This window comes from Archangium sp. Cb G35 (assembly GCF_001896145.1).
GTDB lineage: Bacteria > Myxococcota > Myxococcia > Myxococcales > Myxococcaceae > Archangium > Archangium violaceum.
On record NZ_MPOI01000024.1, the window covers coordinates 1 to 21,201 of the forward strand.

Annotated in this window: 18 protein-coding genes and 1 pseudogene; 11 read left to right on the forward strand and 8 right to left on the reverse strand. The window is 68.4% G+C overall.

Annotated elements, in window-relative coordinates; genetic code table 11:
* Positions 1-462: pseudogene (locus BO221_RS55250) on the forward strand (hypothetical protein); the annotation flags it as partial.
* Positions 463-660: 198 nt separating this feature from the next.
* Here the strand turns inward: BO221_RS55250 and BO221_RS49290 are convergent.
* The 3 genes from BO221_RS49290 to BO221_RS49300 all read right to left on the reverse strand — a co-directional run bounded on the left by BO221_RS49290 (position 661) and on the right by BO221_RS49300 (position 2,502).
* Positions 661-873 (reverse strand): hypothetical protein, encoded by a 213-nt coding sequence (locus BO221_RS49290; RefSeq protein ID WP_143196155.1) that lies wholly within the window; start codon positions 871-873, stop codon positions 661-663.
* A gap of 112 nt (positions 874-985) precedes the next feature.
* Positions 986-1,570: a hypothetical protein gene (locus tag BO221_RS49295; RefSeq protein WP_073567908.1), complete on the reverse strand. Its 585-nt coding sequence runs from the start codon at positions 1,568-1,570 to the stop codon at positions 986-988.
* A complete protein-coding gene (locus BO221_RS49300; protein WP_233166611.1) occupies positions 1,567-2,502 on the reverse strand; it encodes a 3-hydroxyacyl-CoA dehydrogenase family protein in 936 nt (311 codons plus the stop codon). The genes BO221_RS49295 and BO221_RS49300 overlap by 4 nt, the downstream gene beginning before the upstream one ends.
* A gap of 183 nt (positions 2,503-2,685) precedes the next feature.
* Between BO221_RS49300 and BO221_RS54575 the strand changes: the two genes are divergently transcribed.
* The 3 genes from BO221_RS54575 to BO221_RS49315 all read left to right on the forward strand — a co-directional run bounded on the left by BO221_RS54575 (position 2,686) and on the right by BO221_RS49315 (position 4,969).
* Positions 2,686-3,375 (forward strand): hypothetical protein, encoded by a 690-nt coding sequence (locus tag BO221_RS54575; protein WP_143196144.1) that lies wholly within the window; start codon positions 2,686-2,688, stop codon positions 3,373-3,375.
* Positions 3,372-4,220 (forward strand): hypothetical protein, encoded by an 849-nt coding sequence (locus tag BO221_RS56895; RefSeq protein WP_233166612.1) that lies wholly within the window; start codon positions 3,372-3,374, stop codon positions 4,218-4,220. Before BO221_RS54575 ends, BO221_RS56895 begins: the two co-directional genes overlap by 4 nt.
* A gap of 104 nt (positions 4,221-4,324) precedes the next feature.
* On the forward strand, positions 4,325-4,969 hold the full coding sequence (locus BO221_RS49315; RefSeq protein WP_073567910.1) for a glutathione S-transferase N-terminal domain-containing protein: 645 nt from the start codon (positions 4,325-4,327) through the stop codon (positions 4,967-4,969).
* An 18-nt stretch (positions 4,970-4,987) separates the two neighbouring features.
* On the opposite strand, the gene rtcA is transcribed toward BO221_RS49315, so the two are convergent.
* Together rtcA and BO221_RS49325 are read right to left on the reverse strand one after the other, a co-directional pair.
* Complete coding sequence (rtcA, locus tag BO221_RS49320; RefSeq protein WP_073567911.1) at positions 4,988-6,001, reverse strand: RNA 3'-terminal phosphate cyclase; 1,014 nt, start codon at positions 5,999-6,001, stop codon at positions 4,988-4,990.
* A 250-nt stretch (positions 6,002-6,251) separates the two neighbouring features.
* The gene (locus BO221_RS49325) at positions 6,252-7,487 is read right to left on the reverse strand and encodes an RtcB family protein (protein WP_073567912.1); all 1,236 of its coding nucleotides are present in this window, start codon (positions 7,485-7,487) and stop codon (positions 6,252-6,254) included.
* Positions 7,488-7,626: 139 nt separating this feature from the next.
* On the opposite strand from BO221_RS49325, the gene rtcR reads away from it, so the two are divergent.
* The 4 genes from rtcR to BO221_RS49345 all read left to right on the forward strand — a co-directional run bounded on the left by rtcR (position 7,627) and on the right by BO221_RS49345 (position 13,146).
* Positions 7,627-9,267, forward strand: a complete 1,641-nt coding sequence (rtcR, locus tag BO221_RS49330; protein ID WP_073567913.1) for an RNA repair transcriptional activator RtcR — start codon at positions 7,627-7,629, stop codon at positions 9,265-9,267.
* A 67-nt stretch (positions 9,268-9,334) separates the two neighbouring features.
* On the forward strand, positions 9,335-10,741 hold the full coding sequence (locus BO221_RS49335) for an MATE family efflux transporter (protein WP_073567914.1): 1,407 nt from the start codon (positions 9,335-9,337) through the stop codon (positions 10,739-10,741).
* A gap of 56 nt (positions 10,742-10,797) precedes the next feature.
* Entirely contained in the window at positions 10,798-12,147 is a 1,350-nt protein-coding gene (locus tag BO221_RS49340) for a hypothetical protein (protein ID WP_073567915.1), read from the forward strand.
* A gap of 129 nt (positions 12,148-12,276) precedes the next feature.
* Positions 12,277-13,146: a DMT family transporter gene (locus BO221_RS49345; protein WP_198956339.1), complete on the forward strand. Its 870-nt coding sequence runs from the start codon at positions 12,277-12,279 to the stop codon at positions 13,144-13,146.
* 22 nt (positions 13,147-13,168) lie between these two features.
* Here the strand turns inward: BO221_RS49345 and BO221_RS49350 are convergent, their stop codons facing one another.
* Complete coding sequence (locus BO221_RS49350) at positions 13,169-13,435, reverse strand: arsenate reductase family protein (protein WP_073567917.1); 267 nt, start codon at positions 13,433-13,435, stop codon at positions 13,169-13,171.
* Positions 13,436-13,622: 187 nt separating this feature from the next.
* Between BO221_RS49350 and BO221_RS49355 the strand changes: the two genes are divergently transcribed.
* The 3 genes from BO221_RS49355 to BO221_RS49365 all read left to right on the forward strand — a co-directional run bounded on the left by BO221_RS49355 (position 13,623) and on the right by BO221_RS49365 (position 15,392).
* A complete protein-coding gene (locus tag BO221_RS49355) occupies positions 13,623-14,168 on the forward strand; it encodes a hypothetical protein (protein WP_073567918.1) in 546 nt (181 codons plus the stop codon).
* Positions 14,165-14,758 carry a tRNA-uridine aminocarboxypropyltransferase gene (locus BO221_RS49360; protein WP_073567919.1) on the forward strand — a complete coding sequence of 198 codons (594 nt, stop codon included), beginning with the start codon at positions 14,165-14,167 and terminating at the stop codon, positions 14,756-14,758. The genes BO221_RS49355 and BO221_RS49360 overlap by 4 nt, the downstream gene beginning before the upstream one ends.
* A 94-nt stretch (positions 14,759-14,852) precedes the next feature.
* A complete protein-coding gene (locus tag BO221_RS49365; protein WP_073567920.1) occupies positions 14,853-15,392 on the forward strand; it encodes a DUF2378 family protein in 540 nt (179 codons plus the stop codon).
* A gap of 102 nt (positions 15,393-15,494) precedes the next feature.
* Here the strand turns inward: BO221_RS49365 and BO221_RS49370 are convergent, their stop codons facing one another.
* Both BO221_RS49370 and BO221_RS49375 read right to left on the reverse strand, forming a co-directional pair.
* Positions 15,495-17,114 carry a carbohydrate-binding module family 20 domain-containing protein gene (locus tag BO221_RS49370; protein WP_073567921.1) on the reverse strand — a complete coding sequence of 540 codons (1,620 nt, stop codon included), beginning with the start codon at positions 17,112-17,114 and terminating at the stop codon, positions 15,495-15,497.
* A 137-nt stretch (positions 17,115-17,251) separates the two neighbouring features.
* Entirely contained in the window at positions 17,252-20,743 is a 3,492-nt protein-coding gene (locus BO221_RS49375) for a protein kinase (RefSeq protein WP_073567922.1), read from the reverse strand.
* Positions 20,744-21,201 lie beyond the last annotated feature (458 nt).

Sequence of the window (21,201 nt, forward strand, 5' to 3'; positions counted from 1 at the left end):
GGCTGGGAGGTGGGAGGGCGGGCCCGGTTCGACTATCTGCGGCTGGCGGTGACGGCGGAGGGAGTGGCGAGGCGGCAGGTATGGACGAACGGAGCGTGGGCGGTGGCGCCGGAGCTGGGGCTGGGGGTGACGGGGAACTCGGGGAGCCGGTACTTCGACGAGCAGAACCTGGAGGGGTGGTTCCTGCAGGTGAACCCAGCGGTGGTGGCGAGCTGGAAGGTGGCGGAGACGGTGACGGCGGTGGGGCTGGTGGAGGTGCCGTACGAGCTGGGGCTGAGCCCGGGGGGGACGTGGCGGGTGAAGCCGATGGCGGGCGGAGGAGCGGAGATCTACCTGGGCGAGGACCTGTCGCTGTCCGCGGTGGGCGAGCTGGGAGTGGAAGTGTTCAAGGAGCTGCGAGGAGTGACGCAGACGAGGCTGGGCTACGGAGTGCGCCTGGGCCTGGGAGTGCGCCTCTTCTGAAGCCCTGACCAAAAGCGGCAATCTCCCCTCTCCCCTCGGGAGAGGAGCCCCCCGTCGTTCAAAGGGGGGGCAAGCCCCCCGGGGTGAGGGTATCGAGCCCAACCCGGTTGGCTCCGTGTATGCCCCCTCTCCCTCTGGGAGAGGGCTGGGGTGAGGGTCTACCGAGGGTGCACAACGGAATTCACAACACCCTCGCGCTCACCACTCCGGAATGGGAGTAACGCGAGGAGTGCCCAGAATCTCCAGCGTGCGCAGGGCCACGCGGATCAACGTCTGTGCACAAGGCTCACAACCCCCAGCACAGCACCGGGGCCAGTGCCCCTCGGGGTTGCGCAAGAGAGGCCGGACACAGGCCTCGTAGTACGAGGGGAAGGACAGCTCCTGGCTGGCGAGGTGGAGCGCGGAATCCATCTGCTCTTCGGTGAAGTCGGCCACGGCCCCAGTTTAAAGCACGCCCGGGCCCCGGGGCTCACCAGGGACCCGTCCAAGGAGGAGCGGACCTTCTCGCACCGTTCGCGGAAGCTCAGCGCCCGGAGACGGAGAGACGGAGGGCCAGGGGACGGCAGCCGTCACCAGACTCGGAGGGCGGAGCCCAAGCCCCGAGCGACTGATAGATCCGCCCCTCGCGCCGCTCCAGGTAGAGGATCATGTTGAGCGGCCAGCCGGAGCCACAGAAGAGGTGCCGGTCCATGGGAGTGGGCTCCTGGCTGACGCGGAGGCCGCGCTCATGGGGAGGACCGATGCGGTGCCAATCCGGGTGCAGGTGGATGGAGCCGAGCACCTCCAGCCCCTCGGCCTCGGCCTCCCGGGTAATCCGCAGAAGCTCCTTGGGCTCGCACCAGAAGCCGCGGCGGCCATTGGAGTAACAGGCGCCGAAGCGCGGGATGATGGTGGACTGGAACTCCTCGAGCACCGCGCCGTCGGACTCACGGATGTTGCGCGCGAAGCAGACGCGCTCCACGGACATGGCGTCCTCGGCGAAGCGCCCGAGCAGGATGGCCCAGCAGCGAGGCGGGAGCTCAGGGGTACACGACTCGTACTCGCGCACCGAGTCGCCGAAGAAATCAGCGAGCACGGACAGGTCCAGCAGCACGGTGTCGGGAGTCACGACTCCGTCTCCGCCGAAGGAGTGCGCAGCCGGCCCGAGGCACGCTCCTCGCGGAGCTGGGCGCTGAGGTGGCGCGCCACACGCTCCTCGAAGGCGGCGGTGGCATCGGGCGTCCACGAATAGAAGCCCTGCCCCGACTTGAGCCCGAACTCCCCCCGCTCGACCTTCTGGGCGATGACCGGGGGCACGGGACGGCCGGAGCCACGCATGATGGCCGCCATCTGATCCAGCCCCACGAGATCCAACCGGTCGAAGACGCCGGTGACACCGAGGCGCCGCCCCATGCCATGGGTGATGGCCCGGTCCACCATTTCCGGAGTGGCCACGCCCTCCTGGACGAGGCGGAGGGCCTCGGCGATCAACGCCTGCTGAAGACGGGGACCGATGGAGCCTGGCACATCGCGTTGGAACACCACGGGGGCCTTGCCCACCTCTTCGAGCAGGAGGCGGGTGGCCTCGACGACCTCCGGGGACGTCTTCTCGCCGGGGATGACATCCACGAGGGGGATGAGGTTCGCGGGCAGGTAGTAGTGCGCGGAGAGGACGCGCTCGGGCCGGGAACAGTCCCTGGCGATCGCGGTCACGCTGAGGGCGGTGGTGTTGGTGGCGAGGATGGTGCCCGGTGACGCAAGCCCATCCAGTTGCTGGAAGACCCGCTGCTTGAGGGCGAGGTCCTCGGGGACGGACTCGATGACGAAGTCCTGGTCCGCGACGGCCTCGGCGAGGACGGTGGTGCGCCGGATGCGCGCGAGTGCGGCGGAGGCCTGGGCCGGGGAGAGAAGCCCTGTCTCCACCATCTGCGCCGCATCGCGCTCCATGCGCACCTGGGCCTGGGCGCTGCTGTCCGAGCGGGTGTTGTAGAGCGTCACCTGTCGGCCCGCGGTAGCGAACTCGAGCGCGATGCCACAACCCATGGCACCACCCCCCACCATACCGATTCTCTTGATTCGCCTGGATTCCATGGACGGGAGAATCCCCTCTCCTGGGGGGGAGAGGCAATGCCCTCACCAGGGCCCAGGTGTGCCTTCGTGCGTCAATGGACGAGGGTGTTCCTCTATGCTCTTCCCTTCGCCGGGTGCCGAAAAAACCCCGGAGCACCGCGTCAAAAACCCTAAATGCCCACCAGAACGCTCGCGCAGAAGCTATTGGCCCTGAGCCTTGGCCTCCTCCTTGTTTCCTGTAGCGCCACCCAGCCCATTGTCACGGTCCAGGGTCCCACGGGCCCTCACGACCTGGCCAGGTACGCGCTCGTCATCCAGGAAATGCCGGATGGACGCATCACTCATGATTGGAAGCCGCTCAGGGACTTCAATCTGACGAAATTCCAATCCGCCTTGAGTGCGATGAACTCGAACCGAGGCATGGTGCGCGTCTCCTCGACGGGGTTGGAGGAGTACTGCGAAGGCCGACGAGTCCAGTGCGAGCAGGACTGCCTTGCGAGCAGCAGACCCATCCAGGTCGGCCAATGGAAGTACGACGATGTCAAAACCCTGCCGTGGCGCATCGCCAGAAGCTGGTGGTGTCCGAGGCATTGCCTGAAACAAGCAGTTCTATGTACCAAGGGAAGAGGCAGTTGGGCCGAAGAATACGCTGCGGAGTTCCATGCAATAGAGCCCGCGCTTGATTGGCTCAAGACCCACCGCGAGGAGATTCTCGCCGGCTCAGTCATCATCATCGCCGGAGTGGCCTTCGTTGCCGTAAGCACCGCTGCGGGAGCAGCTACCCTCATCCTGATGCCGTTCGTGTTGTTCGCGGAGAACTCCTCGGGTTTCCCCTCCACCAGCGTCGCGGAGGTGGCCCCGTGAGCATCCATGATTCCCTCAATGGCGCCGCACACTTCGCCTCATCTCGGTGGCGCGCTGCGGGGCTCCAAGGCAAGAAAGAAGAACAGCAGCTCTGGGTTCAGGCGAAGGCGTACAGGGACTTCATCAGCGCAACAGGCCAGGCCTACTTGTTTGAGGACTACCTCAAGCAGACTGCTCCCCTGCCGCGCCCCCATGTGAGCACCACGCTTGAAGAACGAAAGGATGCGGCGATCTCTCAAAGGGTCATGGAGCTTCTCCTGAAGGCTTTCGACGAGACGCTCGCGCCCGAACAGAAGCAATTGGCGCGCCTCCTCATCCATCAGGTCAATTTCATCGCCGATACTGGACAGCTTGAGGCTTGCGAGGACTACATCAACCACCGCCTCGATCATGCCCCGCTTGCTATTGCCTACTTCAAGACGCGCGACGAAGCAGAGGCATGGCTGAAGGGCCCCGCGGAACCACCGAGCCCAGCGAACATACTCATAGGAGATGAGTATTATCAGGCCGTGTATGCTCGTGAGGACAACACCCGCTTCATCTACCGCGACTACATCATCGAGCCATACATCGGCGAACTTGCCGCAAGAGGAATACCTCCCACCACGCCCTCTTTTGAAACCCGTGCAGAAGCGGAGGCGTGGCTGAAGGATCACCCGGCCTCGCCTTTCGACTTTGTTTCAATCGCCGGGGAATACTACTTCGCTGTGCATCACAAGAGGCTACAGCGACACACGCTCCACCATGTGGCATCCGCCCTGACGAAGTGGGAAGAGATGAAGAAGGCCGCCGAGCAAGAGAAAGCCGAGGATGCAGCAGCGGAGAGCGAAGGCGAGGACGAATAACCGCCCAACGCCCGGGCTCAGCACCTGCTCCCTTCCGGCTTGTGCACTGCGCGCAGATACGCCTACGGTTGCCTCGTATCGCTACCCGGATCGGAGGAACACGCATGGCAGCCGCGCCCGAAGAACTCGCCAGGCCTGTCATCATCGGCCGTTCGAGCTCCCACTTCACGCGCGTCGCACGGATCTTCGCCGCGGAGATGCGCGTCGACTACTCCCTGCGGGTGGTGCGAGATCTCATGTCCCCCACCGCGGAGGATTACGGCGGCAACCCCGCGCTCAAAATCCCGAGCCTACAGACCCCTCAAGGTGTCTGGTTCGGTTCCCTCAATGTCTGTCGTGAGCTCTGGCGGCGCTCGAACCCCAGACCCCGCGTGATCTGGCCCGAGGACCTCGACCAACCGTTGCTTGCCAATGCGCAGGAGCTCGTTCTTCAAGCCATGTCGACAGAAGTGTCGCTGGTCATGGGCAAGGCGGCCGGCACCAGCGATAGCAGTGCCCACCACGTGAAGATGCGACAGTCGCTGGTCAACATGATGTCGTGGCTGGAGGAAAACGTGAGGCCCATCCTCGCCGCGCTCCCGCCAGAGCGGGACCTGAGCTACCTGGAGGTCACGCTCTTCTGCCTCGTGACCCATCTGGAGTTCCGAGGCGTCCTGCCGACGGCCCCCTACTCCGCGCTGAACGAGTTCTGCCAACGGTTCGCCACACGCGCCTCCGCCAGCGAGACCTCCTTCCGCTTCGACACGTGAAGGCAGACAAGAGAGGCCTCACCGCACCGAAACCTCTCTTACCTGCGGAGATACTTCCTCGACCGAGACCTTCACGTCGAGGAAATGGGCGAACGTTTCAATCTGCGTCTGCGCATGCCCATCGAGCGGCAGCGTCCGGAACGAGCCCCCTCGGGCCAGCGCCAGCAGCAGCATAAGCTGGTCCGCCAGGTGTTCCCCCACCGGCACACCCGCCTCCAGGTAGACCCGCGCCTCCTCCGCCACCGCCTCGGCGATGTCCTCCGCTCGCACGCCCCGCTCACCGAACCCGGTGAACACCTCCGTGGCGTGCTCGCTCTCCACCTCCAGCCACACCACGTTCCCCGGCCCCGCCGAGCGCTTCAGCTCCTCCACCCGCCGCTCCTCCGCCAGCCACCCGAGCTTCCTCCCCACCGTCTCCAACTCCCGCTTCGCCACGTCGTACGGCACCTGCGCGATCATCGCCGTCGCCTGCCGACGCACCACGTTCCCCCTCTCCAGCAGGTGCAACGGCTTCAGCGGCGCGGGCTGCACCCACACCTCGAACTTCCCTCCCCCCGCCGGGAAGAATCCGTGCTTCTCCAGCGTGGCCTCCACTCCCGGCCCCATCCGCCGCACCAACGGCAGGTACGCCTTCGTCAGGAAGTCGAACGGCGGCGCCGCCGGGTTGTGCGTCCCTCCCTCGAGCACCAGCGTCGACGGCCCGCTCGCCGTCATCAGCGCCGGCAGCACCGTCTGCAGCACCAGCGTCGCGCTCCCCGCCGTCCCCACCGCGAAGTGGTAGTCCCCTGACTGCAGGGCCTTCGGCCGGAACGTCAGCTCCTTCGAGTGCAACTCCGCCCCCTCCAGCTCCGCCTCCCCCACCGCCGCCGCCGCCTTCACCGCCGTCAGGTGCTGCCTCAGCAGCCCCGGCTTCGAGCGCCCCGCCCGGATATTCACCATCTGGAAGGGCTTCCCCGTCACCAGCGACAGCGCCAGCGACGTGCGCAGCACCTGTCCTCCTCCCTCTCCCTTCGAACCGTCGATGCGAATCATCACAGAACCCCTGATTTCACTGGGCCAACTCATGGCCCTGATACCCTCACCCCGACCCTCTCCCGGGGGGAGAGGGAGAGGACTGGAGGGAGAGACACACGGAGGAGAATAGCGCGGCGGCCACTGCCCGCACGTAGCGATGCCCGCTCCCTCATCCTGGCGACCGAAGTCTCGGAGAGAGCGGGCATCTCAGCGTCTTTATCCCCTCATGTGGCCCTCCTTCGTCGCGAACCCCCTTCGTGCACTCCCCTCAACCCTTCACGCACACCACCTGACGCAGCGTGTGGACCACGTCCACCAGGTCCGCCTGCGCCGTCATCACCGCGTCGATCGGCTTGTACGCACCGGGCGTCTCGTCGATGACCTCCGCGTCCTTGCGGCACTCGATACCCGCCGTCGCCTTCGCGTGGTCCTCCAGCGAGAAGCGCCGCTTCGCCGCCTCACGCGACATCACCCGCCCCGCCCCGTGGCTGCACGAGTGGAAGGCCTCCGCGTTCCCCTTCCCTCGCACGATGTACGACCGCGCCCCCATGCTGCCGGGGATGATCCCCAGGTCCCCCTCACGCGCCCGCACCGCACCCTTCCGCGTCACGAACACGTTCTTCCCGTAGTGGTGCTCACGCGCCACGTAGTTGTGGTGGCAGTTCACCGCCGCCTCGGTGAGCTCGAACTCCGGCAGCTCACCGCTCGCCTTCAGCGTCTCCACCACCGAGCGCAACATCAGCTCGCGGTTCATCGCCGCGTACTCCTGCGCCCAGCTCACCGCGTGCAGGTAGTCCGCGAAGTACTCCGTCCCCTCGGGCAGGTACGCCAGGTCCGCCTCCGGCAGATGGATGAAGAAGCGGCGCATGTCCTCCTTCGCCAGCTCGATGAAGTGGCTCCCGATCCGGTTCCCCACCCCGCGCGAACCGCTGTGCAGCATCAGCCACACCTGGCCGGCCTCATCCAGGCACACCTCGATGAAGTGGTTCCCCGTCCCCAGCGTCCCGAGGTGACCCAGGTCCGGGCCACGGCCCAGGCGCGGGTGCTTCTCCAGGATGGCGTCATAGCCGGGCTTCAGGCGCGCCCACGCCTCACGGTGCATCACGGGCGCGTCCTGCCACGCACCCCGGTCATTACGGCCGCCGTTGTCCGTACGGCCGTGCGGCACCGCCTTCTCGATGGCCGAGCGCACCATCCCCAGCGAGTCCGGGAGCTGCTCCGCGCGCAGCGTCGTGCGCACGGCGATCATCCCGCAGCCGATGTCCACTCCCACCGCCGCCGGAATCACCGCGCCCGCCGTCGCCACCACGCTCCCCACCGTCGCGCCGAACCCGCGGTGCACGTCCGGCATCACGGCGATCCACTTGTGGACGAACGGCAGGGACGCCATCGCGCGCAGCTGCTTCTTCGCCTCGTCCTCGAACGGCACGCCCACCGTCCACGCCTTGATGGGAACCCCACCCGCCTCGTTCGACAGAACCTCGTAGTTGCGCTGCGCCTGCATGACCGTCTCCTTCAGTCCGTTAGCCCGGGCCGTCCCGGGCACGCGAGGAGGTAGAGCAGGGCGCGTGCCAACCCCGCTCCGAGGGAGGCCTCCCCTTCCTCACCCCTTTTTCTATCCATTGGGATAAAGTCCTATCCGTATGGCGAAGACGCGGACGCGCGAGACGGTGGTCCTCGGGATGCTGGGCACGACACTGGACGCGGGGCGGGGGCCCAGGCGGTGGGAGAAGTGGCGCCCCACCGTGGGGCTGTGCCAGCAGGAGGACCTGCTGGTGCACCGCATGGAACTGCTCGCGCTGCCGGGCTATGCCGAGCTCGTCCAGGCGGTGGTGGAGGACATCGCCCAGGTGTCACCGGAGACGCGGGTGCGCACCACCGAGCTGAACATCCGTAACCCGTGGGACCTGGAGGAGACGTACGGCGCGCTGCTCGACTACGCGAAGGCCTACCCCTTCCACCCCGAGCACGAGGACTACCTCGTCCACATCACCACGGGGACGCACATCGTGCAGATCTCCATGTTCCTCCTGGTTGAGAGCCGGCACATTCCCGGGCGGCTGGTGCAGACGTCCCCGCCCCAAGGAGTCCGGGACCAGGGGCGGCCGGGCGTCCATGCCATCATCGACCTGGACCTCTCGAAGTACGACACGCTGGCCAGGCGCTTCGAACAGGAGCAGCGCGAGGGCCTGTCCTTCCTCAAGGCGGGCATCGACACGCTCAACCCGGCGTTCAACCGGCTCATCGAGCGGATTGAACAGGTGGCCACGAGCTCGCGCGCTCCGCTGCTGCTCACCGGTCCCACGGGGGCGGGCAAGTCGCAGCTCGCCAAACGCATCTACCAACTGAAGAAGACGCGGCGGCACGTGGGCGGCCCCTTCGTGGACATCAACTGCGCCACGCTGCGCGGGGATGGAGCCATGTCCGCGCTCTTCGGCCACGTGAAGGGCGCGTTCACCGGGGCGGTGGGAGACCGGCCGGGGCTGCTGCGCCAGGCCAACGGCGGCGTGCTGTTCCTGGATGAGATTGGCGAGCTGGGCGCGGACGAGCAGGCCATGCTGCTGCGGGCGCTCGAGGACAAGCGCTTCCTGCCGGTGGGCTCGGACAAGGAGGCGGAGAGTGATTTCCAGCTGCTCGCCGGCACCAACAGGGATCTCCAGGCCGAGGTGGAGCGCGGGCGCTTCCGGGAGGATCTGCTGGCACGCATCAATCTGTGGACCTTCCGGCTGCCCCCCCTGTGCGAGCGCCCCGAGGACATCCCGCCCAACCTTCTCTACGAGCTGGACCAGGCCTCGCGAGCGCTGGAGACGCGGGTGACGATGAACAAGGAGGCGCAGGAGCACTTCCTGCGCTTCGCCACCTCTCCCGAGGCCCGCTGGAGCGGCAACTTCCGGGATCTCAACGCGGCGGTGCTGCGGATGGCGACGCTCGCGCCCGGGGGCCGCATCACCCGCGAAGGCGTGAACGAGGAGATCGAACGTCTGCGCGCCGCATGGATGAAGAGCGGGCCGAAGCCGCGGGCGGCGCTGGTGGAGCTCGTGGTGGAGGTGCTCGGAGAGGAGCGCGCCGAGGCGCTGGACCGGTTCGACAAGGCGCAGCTCGCGGAGGTGCTCGCCGTGTGCCGGCAGGCGCGCTCGCTGTCCGACGCGGGGCGGGCGCTGTTCGCTCAGTCACGAGCCCAGAAGAAGAGCGTCAACGACGCGGATCGGCTGCGGAAATATCTCACCCGCTTCGGACTGAGCTGGGCCGACGTGGCGGGACGCGGGGCCATCGCGGAGGAGTGAGCAACCCGGCAGGCAGGCGTCTACTGCGCACTCGACGCCGGGGCGAAGTCGTGACAAACGCCCGCGCGTGACGCACGAGACGGCCGTTCACCCTGGGACGACATCGGGACAACCTGCTCTGGGGCTGTTGCAGCTGACGTGGCCCATCTTCTTTGAGTTCCTACTATTCATGATGATGGGCACGGCGGACACGCTGATGCTCAGCGGCGTGTCCGACGATGCCGTGGCCGCGGTCGGTGTCGTCAATCAGTACATTTTCATCTGCATCCTCATCATGGAGGTCATCAGCAACGGGGCCTCCATCGTCGTGGCCCAGTACATCGGCGCCCGGCGAGCCCAGGAGGCAGCCCGGATCTCCGCCCTCGCCATCACGTTGAACCTCCTGCTGGGTATCGTGGTCAGCGGGGGCCTGCTGCTCTTCGGCGACGCCATCCTGACCCACATGAACCTGCAGGGGCCGGTGCTCGCCCATGCGCGGACGTACATGGGCATCGCGGGCGGATTCCTCTTCGTCCAGGCGCTCATCAACGCCTTCTCCAGCCTGATCCGCACCTACGGCTTCACCCGGCAGTCCATGTACGTCGCGCTGGGCATGAACGTGGTCCACGTGCTCGGCAACTACCTGCTCATCTTCGGCCATGCCGGCTTCCCGGAGCTGGGCGTGGCCGGTGCGGCCATCTCCACCGTCATGAGCCGCGCCGTGGCGCTCGTCGTCTTCATCTGGATGCTGTACCGCGTGATGGACGTGCGGATGGTGGCTCGGGATTACGTGACGTTCTCCAGGGACTACATCCGGAAGATCTTCAAGGTGGGCATCCCCTCCGCCGTCGAGCAGGTCACCTACCACCTGTGCCAGACGGTGTTCCTGTACTACGTCACCTGGCTCGGCTCCGCGGCCCTGGCCTCCCGGCAGTACGCCCACGCCATCTCCCAGTACGTCTTCCTGTTCAGCCTCGCCATCGGCATCGGGACGTCCATCATCATCGGGCGGCTGGTGGGGGCCAACCGCCGGGACGAGGCGTACCGTCAGGCCCTGCGCAGCCTGAAGTGGGCCGTGTCCCTCACCGTCCTGGTGGACGTGGCCGCCATCCTGCTGCGCAAGCCCCTGGTCGGGATGTTCACGGACAATGCCGACATCATCCGGCTGACGTCCCAGGTCATCGTCCTGAGCCTCATCCTGGAGACGGGGCGCTCCTTCAACCTCGTCCTGGTCAATGCGCTGCGGGCCGCCGGGGATGCCACCTTCACCGTCTACATGGGCTTCCTGTCCATGGCCTGCCTGAGCCTGTCCCTGGGCTACCTCTTCGTCTTCAAGCTGAACCTGGGACTGGCCGGCGTCTGGCTCGCCGTGGCGGCGGACGAGTGGACGCGCGGCATCGTCTTCTGGTTCCGCTGGAGGAGCCGGGCCTGGGAGAGGCAGTCGCTCGTCGGACCGGCGGTGGAGCAGCCCGCCGCGGTGGCCGCCGCCGGTTAAGGGCCCCTTCCGTTTTGTGGGGGAACTCCGTCCGGCCTGACTAGAATGGGACTCCGATGCGAACGCGCAGGCCCCTGGTCGTCATCGATGCGCTCGCATCGCTGGCCACCTCCTTCAAGGACATCTTCCCCGGCAGCACCACGTCCTCGCTCTCGGCGGACGAGCTCGCCGCGCACGTGGCGGAACTCGGCCCACGCGCCGCGCTCAAGCCCAAGGTGCTCCCGCTCGACGAGCGCCGCCTCGCCGCCCTCCTCTACTTCGATCAGCCCCTGCCCCAGGCGGGGCTCCTCATCGACCTGCGCCGCCCCGTGCGCGTCGGCGACAGCCACTTCGCCCGCTCCTTCTGCCGCGTCTTCAATGACGACCTGACCCACGTCACCTCGGCGCGCTCCCTCGACGAGCACTGGGCCGCGCTCGAGCAGACGCGTCTGCGCCGCGCCGTGGCCCGCTACCTCAACTCCCGGCCCCACAAGATGTCCAACTGGGTCCGCGCCATGGAGGACTCCATGGCCCTCACCTACGAGGGCCGCAACGTCCGCCACTGCCTCATCATCGCGCGCAAGGCCAGCCAGCTCGTCCAGAAGCTCCAGAGCAAGTTCATCCCCCTGCCCGGCGGCCTCTCCATCGAGAACGCCCTCCTGAAGGAGAAGTGGATCCGCACCGTCGTGGACGGCCGCCGCGTCGCGCTGCTCGCCAGCATGCAGTCCGGTTCCATCATCGGCTTCATCTCGCTCGCCGAGGTGGACCGCAACGAAGCCGCCCTGCGCTACGCCCCCCACGAGACGCTCGTCCCCGTCCAGGCCGTGCTCGCCCATGCCGCCCACGACGTCGCGCTGGTGACCTCGCCCCAGAGCGACCTCTTCATCCTCAGTGGCAAGGGCTCCGTCTTCCAGAAGTCCCATGGCCACTGGCGCGTGCTCGACTACGAGGCCCTCCACGAGCGCATCTCCTCCCGCTTCCGCGAGGATGTCGTCATCGGCGTGCTCCGCGCCGCCATCGACCTGGCCTACGAGCGCACCGGTGCCCTCTTCTGTCTGCTCGACTCGAACCAGGAGCTCACCGACCTCGTTCCCGACCACGGCCACCCCCTGGCCGCCAACAGCCACCTGCGCCGCAGCCTCCGCGGGCAGAACATCTCCGTCTGGGCCCAGCGCCAGGTCATCACCGCCGCCGCCGCCACCGATGGCGCCGTCGTGCTCGACCAGGACGGCAGCGTGCTCGACATCGCCTGCATGGTCTCCAGCCCCAAGGAGATCGCCCGGCTCGGAGTGCGCGAGCCCAGCATGCCCGGTGCCCGCGCCCTCGCGGCCTGGCGCGCCAGCTTCCGCGGCGTGGCCATCAACGTCTCCGAGGATGGCCCCATCACCGTCTACGAGCGCGGCGCGGAGATCGGCCGCATCGGCTGAGCCGCTCCGCCCGCTTCCCCAGCCTCCGGGCGGGGGCCGTGTTCCCTCCCTCCGCGCGTCCACCCGGCGGCTCGGTTACGCTCCGCGCCCGCCTCGGGGCCCGCGCGCCCCCACCCGTCTGGAGCCATCGTGAGGTACTTCGTCATGGTCGCCCTGGGGACCATCCTCTGGGGATGCTGGCCTCTCGTCCTGCGGCCCGCGGGACTCTCCGGTCCCCAGAGCGCCCTGCTCGTCATGGCCGTCATGGCCCTGCCCGCCCCCTTCGTCTTCCGCCGCGAGGCCTTCCGAGACCGCCGCGCCACCCTCGCGCTCGGCGTCCTCTCGGTGTGCGACGCCGCCAACGCCGCCCTCTACTTCGCCGCCGTCCAGCGCGGGCCCGTCACCGTCGCCGTCCTCACCCACTACCTCGCCCCCCTCCTCATGGCCCTCGCCGCCCCCTGGGTCCTCCGCGAGCGCCGCTCCCCCCGCGCCCTCATCGGTGCTCCGCTGACGCTCGGGGGGCTCGCCCTCATCCTCGGCACGCCCCAGGGCGGACTGTCCGACCCCTGGACCGCCCTGCTCGGCGCCGGCAGCGCCGTCTTCTTCATGGCCAACGTCCTCGCCTCCAAGGAGGCCGCCCGCTCCTTCTCGCCCCTGGCCATCAACTCCCTCCACTCCCTCCCCTCCGCCCTCCTCCTGTTGCTCTTCTTCGGACGCGGCGCCCTGCCTCCCGCCCTCGATTCCAGCCTCCTCCAGGTGGCCGCCGGCACCGTGCTGTGCGGCATCGCCGCCAACAGTCTGTTCTATGCTGGACTCCGCCACGTCCCCACCGCCACCGTCGGCGCCCTCACCTACCTGGAGCCCCTCACCGCCGCCCTCGTCGGCGTGCTCGTCTTCGGCGAGGCCCTCGGGCCTCTTGGGGTGCTGGGTGGGGTGGTGGTTCTCGTTTCTGGCGCCTGGGTCGCCAGTGAGTCCCGGGCTCCGGCTCAGCCGGTTCCGGCTCCCACGGGTACGGGGTGACCCATGGGGTCCGGGGGCTCGCCTACTTCTTCAGTTGCTTCTCCAGGGCGGCCCGGACTTCCGCGGTGAAGCCCCCCAATAGCTGGCTCCCCGTGTCGATCAGCGGCCGGCGCACATGGTTGGGGTTCGCCGCCAGGTGCTTCACCAGCTCCTCCTCCCCCAGCGCCCCCAGCTCCCCCTTCCTCTTGGGGGCGATCAGCTCCCGGACCCCTCCCATCCTCGCCGCCAGCGCCCGGACCTCGGCCTCGCTCAGCGGCTTCTTCACCAGCTCACGGACTTCCGCCTGCACTTCTTTTTGCGCGAGAAACTCCCGCGCTGACTTACAACCCGTTCAACCGTTCTTGATATAGAGCGTGATGGACATGCCCGCCGTGTAGCAGTCCCCTCGCATTCCCTCAATTACCCGCTTGCGCTCCAGGCCGGGGGAGTGGTCCTCTCTGGTTGGCCCCGTCCGTACCCGCGGGAGCAGTACCCTCATGGAACCCTCCGTCGATAGCCGCGAGTACCGCGTCGTCTTCTTCTGCCCGACCTCGAGCGCCCAGCTCGAGCACATCGAGGCGCCCGTGCGCCGCGTCCTCACGCGCATCTCCGCTCCGCCCGCCGAGCTGGCTCCCCTCGAGGCCGCCGGTACGCTCGGAGAGGCCGGCTGGCGCGTCTACCTGGTGCGTTCCATGACCGAGCGCTCCGCCGCGCACGCCCTGGCCGCCCATGTCACCGAGGCCGCCTCCGCCATCGCCACCGAGCTGGACACCGAGGTGCTCGGTCTCTACGTGGACGTGGGCAGCGACTCGGCCCGCATCTGCCGCTGCCTCCCCGACGAGAGCCCAGAAACTTTCGCCGGCCGCCGCCGCAACGTGCTCGACCGCACCGCCGAGTGGCTCGACGTCAACCCGGCCAGTCTCTCGGCGCTCTTCCAGCTCGGCCTGGACACGGACGAGGAGATGGACGCCGAGGACCGCTTCGTCGAGTCCAAGCTGCGCGAGGCGCGGGAGTTGATGCAGCGTTATCGTCAGGGCAAATGAGGTCCCGTACCCCGGCGGATCTCGCCGGCCGCTGTCCCGGTTGCTACCTGCCCACCGCCCTCTGCCTCTGCGCCGAGGTGCCCCGGTTGGAGACGCGCACCCGCTTCCTCGTCATCCGGCACAACAAGGAAGCCAACAAGTCCACCAACACGGCGCGGCTGGCGGGGCTCGCCCTCACGCAGTGCCGCATCCTCACCTATGGGGCCCCGGGGCAGCCCTTCGACATCTCCGTGCTCACCGAGCCGGGCACCTGGCTGCTCTTCCCGGATGCCCAGCCGCCCCCTCCCGGCACGCCTCCGCCCGAGCGGCTGGTGGTGCTGGATGGCAACTGGACGCAGGCCCGGCGCATGTACCAGCGCCTCCCCGAACTGCGCCGCCTGCCGGGGCTCGCCCTGCCGCCGCCCCCACCGGAGGCCCGGCGCCTGCGCCGCTCGCCCCACCCCTACGGCATGTCCACCGTGGAGGCCATCGCCGGGGCCATTTCCGTCCTCGAGGGCGAGGAGGTGGCCCGTCCCCTCTACGCCCTCCACGAGCTGATGATCGACCGGGTGCTCACCGCCCGGGGCCGGCTCGACGACGACGACGAATGAGCTTCGCCGCGGTGCGCCACGGGCAGCGCGGCCAGTTGACCGAGTGTCCAGTAGGCGTCACGGACACACTCTCAGTGGTAGGGTGGGCCGCGCGATGCAGAAGCTCATCTTCGATTACACGGTGCAGAGCAATCTCCGGGTGCTGGGGCAACCGGTCCCGCCCGAGCTCCTCTCCGGGCTGACGGCGCTGGGAGTCGATCCGAACAAGCCGCTGCTTCCCGCGTACCCGGTGGAGACGTACACCGCGCTCATCGACTTCATCACCGGCCGGCTCTGGCCGGAGCTGCCCCAGGAGGAGGCGGGCTTCGAGCTGGGCCGGGCCTTCATGCGCTCCTACCAGGAGACGCTGATGGGCAAGGCGGTGTTCTCGGTGACGAAGCTGCTCGGGCCGCACCGCACGCTCGATCGCATGAGCCGCAACTTCCGCAGCGCCAACAACTACACCGAGACGCGCCTGCGCAAGCTGGGGCCGGGCACCTACGAGCTGTGGTTCAACTACGCCCTGCGCACCGCCTACTTCCGGGGCCTGCTCTCCGAGGGCCTGGAGCGGGCGGGGGCGAGGGGGCTCTCGGTGACGCTCGCCGCCAGCGGTCCCAACGGCGAGGCCACGTTCCGGATCTCCTGGACGGAGTAGGTCCGGCAACCGCCAGCCAGGAGACCCTCCGGGCGCGGTCTCGCCAAACTTGTCCAACAGTTGGACAAGTTCATGAAGAGCGCGGCCGGAGGGCGGACCGGCTCAGAAGCGGAAGTTGCCGCCGTTGAGCGTGGTGGAGCTGCCGCAAGCCGCCGTGGTGGCCTCGCGGTTGCCGCTGGTGGTGGGCGCGTTGCTCTCCCACGCCACCGCCCCCGTCGAGGCGTTGTACTTGATGAACTTGTACTGGATGGCGGTGGAGGGGCCGAGGTTCACCGTGCCGCTCCAGGTGGCGTTGGCGCCCGTGCCCTGGATGGTCAGCTTGAAGCTGCTGGCCGGAGCCCAGTTGCCCAGCTGCGTCTGGTTGCCCACCACATAGAGGTCCTGCCCGAAGGTGGTGTTCGCGTTGGCGATGCTGAAGGTCACCGGCACCGAGGTGCACGTGCCGCCGCCACCGCCCGTGGAGCCCTTGGTCCACACCGAGTAGCCAGACCCGGAGGCGGCCAGCGTCCAACCCGTGCCCGGGTCCCAGGCCGTGGCGCCGATCTTCATCGCCGTGTTGCCGTTGATGATGGCCGCGTACAGGCCGTTCTCGGCGCGCTGGATGGCCACCGTGGACGTCGAGGTGATGCCCTGCGCCTTGCGCACGTCCATCAGCGCCTTGATGGCGGCCTTGAGGTTCCAGTCGTAGATGTGCGCGTAGTACACCGAGGGGATGCCCGGGTGCGTCAGCACGTAGGCATAGCCCTGCATCACCTTGTCACAGGGCACCGGCCAGTGGTTCTGCCCGTTGCCACAGGACTCGCTCGGGCCGGTGTCGTGGTTGTCCACGAACGTCACCATCTTCTGCGCCCACCAGCCGATGCCACCCGCCGGCTTGCCCGTGGAGTCCTTGAGCCGGCCGTACTCGTTGTAGGTCAGCGCCTGGTTGAGCAGGCCCTTGGTGGTGAAGTCGAACACGCCGCAGGTGCCCTGCGTGCCGTCCACCCAGTTCACCAGCAGCTGCCGGTGCGCATCCACGTTGCCGTAGTTGAGGTCCGTCCAGATCTCCCCCACGCAGAAGTCCGGCTGCATGGCGTCGTGGTAGACCTTGGCGTAGCTGGCGCCGTAGCCCTTGGAATAGTCATAGCGGATGCCGCTGAAGCCCACGCCCTTCAGCCGGGTGTTCAGCCAGTTCTTGATGTCCGCCTGGACGACGGCGTTGGTGTGGTCGATGTCGCGGGCGGCGCCGTAGCTGTCCCCCGTGTCCGCGGCGCCCGTGGAGCAGTTGCACTCGTCACCGGCGGCGACGGCGTAGGTGCCCCAGGCGGGGTTGGTGAAGTCGTACCAGCCGGCCGTTCCCACGCGGTGGTTGATGACCACGTCCGCGACCGACTTCACGCCCGCGTTGGTGAAGGCGGTAATCGCGTTCTTCAGGTCGGTCTCGGTGCCATAGCGCGAGTTGAGGACGTTGAGCTGGCGCGGCAGGTAGCCCTGGGTGGAGCCCGCGTCGGTGGGCGGCGGAAGCCACACATGGGTGAAGCCCATGGCGCCCAGGTCGCTCGCCTTGCCCTGCAGGACGTTGTACCAGTTGGGGCTGGTGGCGTTGGCCGAGTTCCAGTGGAAGCCCTGGACCATGATGGCCGAGCTGGCCTGGGCCTGCTGGGTGGCCGCGGTGGCCTGCCCTGCCGGAGCCAGCCAGGCCAGCGCCAGCGCTGCGCACGACGACAACGTGGAGCGGTTCATCTCGTGTCTCGTCTGTCGGGGGGGTTCGAGGGCGAGCGGTCCCCTTTCACCACTTTCGCCAGACGCCACTTGATTGGCGCACAGAGCGTGAAGTCAAGGCACTCCGGGGATTCCCGGTCCGTTCTCGGGATTCGAGACTACGGCTCGGAGCCCTTCACCGTCGCCAGCCACGCGCGCAGGGCCTGGGGCTCCCAGGGCAGCTCATCCGGCCAGAGCCGCACGGCGCCGTCCTGACCGATGGAGACGAGCGACTGGCCATCCGGGAGGAACTCCACGCCCATCACCACCCCGGTGTGCCCCCGGAGAGCCCGGTGCACGCCGGTCTCCAGATCCCACAGCCGCACGGTTCCGTCGTAGCTCGCCGAGGCCAGCCTCGTGCCGTCCGGTGAGAAGGCGAAGTCCCTGACATCGGCCAGGTGACCACGGAGCACCTTCAGGAACTCGCCCGTCTTCCCGTCCCAGAGCCGCGGGCGGGGATCCAGGGCACTCCTGCTGACCACGAACCGGCCGTCCGGCGAGAAGAGCACTTCCTGGATTCCGGCGCCGCTCGAATCCAGCTTCAGGACCTCACCGTTCTCCAGGTTCTCCGGATTCCAGAAGCGAAGGGTGTGATCGCTCCCGCCCGTGACGAGCCGGCTGCCGTCCGGTGAGAAGGCCACGGTGTGAACCTCGTCGTCATGGCGCCCCAGGATCCGGCCCTCTCCCGAAGCCACGTCCCACAGACGTACCGTCCTGTCCTGACCCACCGAGGCCAGCCGTGCCGCATCCGGCGAGAACAGCAGCCGGAACACCTGTTTGTCGTGGCCGCCGAGCACCCGCTCCTCACCGGAGTCCACGTCCCACAACCGCAGCGCTCCGCCCTTGTCCGCCGAGGCCAGCCACCGGCCATCGCCAGAGAGGGCGAGCGCGGTAATGGCCTGGGCATGGCCCTCGAGGAGGCGAACCACGCGTCCGGTGGAGCCATCCCGCAGTTGGAGCCGGTGGTCGCCACCAGCGGACACGAACCACCGGCCATCCCGGGAGGACACGGGCGGGATGGGGGCAACGCCGCGCTCTTCCAGCAGAACCGCCCCGTTGCTCAGGTCCAACAGACGGAGCGTCCCCTTCTCGTCCACGGTGACCAGCCGCCGGCCATCCGCGGAGCTGCTCAGGACGTGGAGGGGCGCCGAGGCCGTCGCGAGGACGCGATGAAGCTCCGTGTCCACGGGGAACAGGCGCAGGGTTCCATCGGAGCTGCCCGTGGCGAGGTGCCGGCCATCCGGGGAGAACCGGGTGGCGAAGATCACCTCGGGAGCCGCGCGCAGGAGGCGGCTCTCTCCGGTCGAGAGGTTCCACAGGTGCGCGCTGGTCCCGCTGCCATGGGCGACGAGGAACCGGCCATCCGGGGAGAACTCGAGGCACCGGCTCTTTCCCTCGTAGTGGCCCAGCTGCCGGAGCTCCCCGGTGGCCAGGGTGAGCAGCCGCACGTCCCCCTCCACGTTCGTGAACGCCACATGAGTCCCCTCCGGCGAAACGGCCACCGACAGGACCTTGCCGAAGCGCTCTCCCGCGCCCAGCAGCAGGCGCCGGCCGCTCCGCAGCTCGAAGACGCGCAGGGCCCCATCGCGCCCCGACATGGCGGCCACATCACCGCGCGGGGAGAGCGCCATGTGCACCACGGCTCCACCGTCATCCAACGGATGGAAGGTGCCACGCACCAGGTCTCCCAGGACCACGCGATAGGAGGAGAAGGTACGGATGAGCACCTGGCCACCGTCCGGCGAGACCATCAGCTCCTCGACACCTCCGAACCCGGTGCGGAACGTGCGCGGTGTAGCACTGCCGCGCTCCCAGACGAAAAGCTGGTCATCTACCCGGCTGTTGGCGATGAGGTAGCGGCCATCCTTGGTAGCGACGAGCGCCGACACGGGTCCGGCGAGCGTGGCGAAGAGCTGGCCCTCGCCCGTCTCCAGGTTCCAGTGGCGGAGCGTCCCGTCCTTGCTGCTGGAGACGAAGCTCCGCTCATCGGGGAAGCGCGCGAGCCGCCAGACCTCGTCGGTGTGACCGGGGAGCTCCTGGCCGCTGCCCTGCTCCAGGTCCCAGAGGCGAATGGTGAAGTCGTCGCTGCCGCTCACGAGGCGCCGCCCATCCGGCGAGAAGAGGAGCGCGTTGACGAGCTCTTTATGGCCGCGCAGCACGGTGGCGAAACCCTGGGCCCGGGCATCCGCCGCGAGCGTGCGCACCTCCGACCAGCGGGTGAACCCGGGGGAGAGGCTCCGCAGCCAACGGATGGTCTTGATCGGATCCAACTCCACGGCGTTGCCGGCCTGCACCAGCATGAGCTCGTCCGCCCTCGCCAGCGCCTGTTGCCGCGACGCTTCCGCCTGCTGCCGCTGCATTTCCGCCTCGCGGCGCTGCGACACGGCCTTCTCCCGCTCGTCCATGATGCGGCACACGCCCAGCACGCCCAGCACGGCCAGCAGCGCCACCGCCACACCCACCACCGACACCACGGCCCGGTAACGCCGCACGAAGCGGCGCAACAGCTCCATCCGCGAGTACTCGTACGCCCCGACGATCTGCCCCGTCTGGAAGCGCCTCAAATCCTCCACCAGCTCGCGCGCGCAGGCGTAGCGTCCTGCGGGCTCTCTCGCCATGGCCTTGGTCACGATGGCCACCAGGTCCACCGGGATGCACCGCTCGCGCTGGGACAGCGGGGGCGGCGGGCCCTGCACCACCTTCTGCAATATCTGCCCCGAGGAGCCCCCATCGTACGGCTGCACCCCCGCCAGCAGGTGGTAGAGGATGGCGCCCAGCGCGTAGACGTCGGCGCGCTCGTCCACGGGGTGCCCCGCGGCCTGCTCCGGCGGCATGTACGCCGGCGTCCCCATCACCGTGCCCACTCGCGTCATGGCCCCATCCTCGGGGTCCGGCGTGGGAACCAGGGCTCCGGCGGCCTCCGCCTCGTGCTCGCGCGAGAGATCCTTGGCCAGGCCCCAGTCGATGACGACCGTCTCGCCGAAGTCCCCCACCAGCACGTTGGCCGGCTTGAGGTCGCGGTGGATGATGCGCTCGGAATGCGCGTACGCCATGGCGTCGGCCACCGCGAGCACGTGCGGCAGCAGCGCCAGCCGCTCCTCGAGCGTCTTGCGCTCGGCGAGGACGTCCTTCAGCGAGCGGCCGGACACCAGCTTCATGGCGTAGAAGGGCTCACCGCCCGGCCAGCGTCCCGCCTCGTACACGGGCACGATGGAGGGGTGTTGCAGGCGCGCGGTGACGAGCGCCTCGGCCACGAAGCGGGACTCGGCCTCGCGGGCCGGTGCGAGCATCTCCTTGATGGCCACGGGCCGGCCGAGCCGCAGATCCCTCGCGCGCAGGATGCGGCCGATGCCCCCGTGGGCCATTTCTCCGGCGATGGCGTAATGGGCTGGGTCCACCACTGGCAGCGTCGCGTCCGGAGCCGCCACGGAAGCCCCGGGGGCCAACCCCTTCTCACTCGAGTGCAGGGTGGTGGCGGTGCCGATCTCCGACACATCCGCCGCACCGGGGGCGGAGGAACTGGCGTGCACCAGCGTCGCCTCGCTCCCGGAGATGGATACGTCCGGCCCGTCCGTGGGACCGGCTCCCTCTTGCCGCATGGCCTGGCTCATGGATGCCTCGCATCCCGAGTCTACGCCGTGCGACCCACGGCTCCAGAGCCCAGAAAAGACCGCGGCCCGCTCCCCGATGCCCCCCGGCATCAAGAAGCGGGCCACGTAGAATCCCGCGTGCCCCCCCGGACCTCGCGGGAATCCAGGAGGCGCCTCCCCCCTTTGTACTGAAAGGCGCCTCTTGGGGTATGTCCGGCTCCGCAGTGCAAGCCCCCTCGCTCGACGGAACCGCCCCCCCCGTTTCTGAAAGCACCTTCTCACGGCCCCACTTCCAGCGCTGTGAGTTGGCTCACTCCAATGGTGTGAAGCATTTCACACCCCCCCGGGCCCCACACCCCCGGTGCGGGCAGGCAAGGGCGCCCGGCGGGGCACAACCCCCCGGAATCACACTCCCCTCTTCGGTCGGAGGTGCGAGGTGCGATACCGTTGGGGCCCCGGACGGTCTTTTCCCCCAGGAA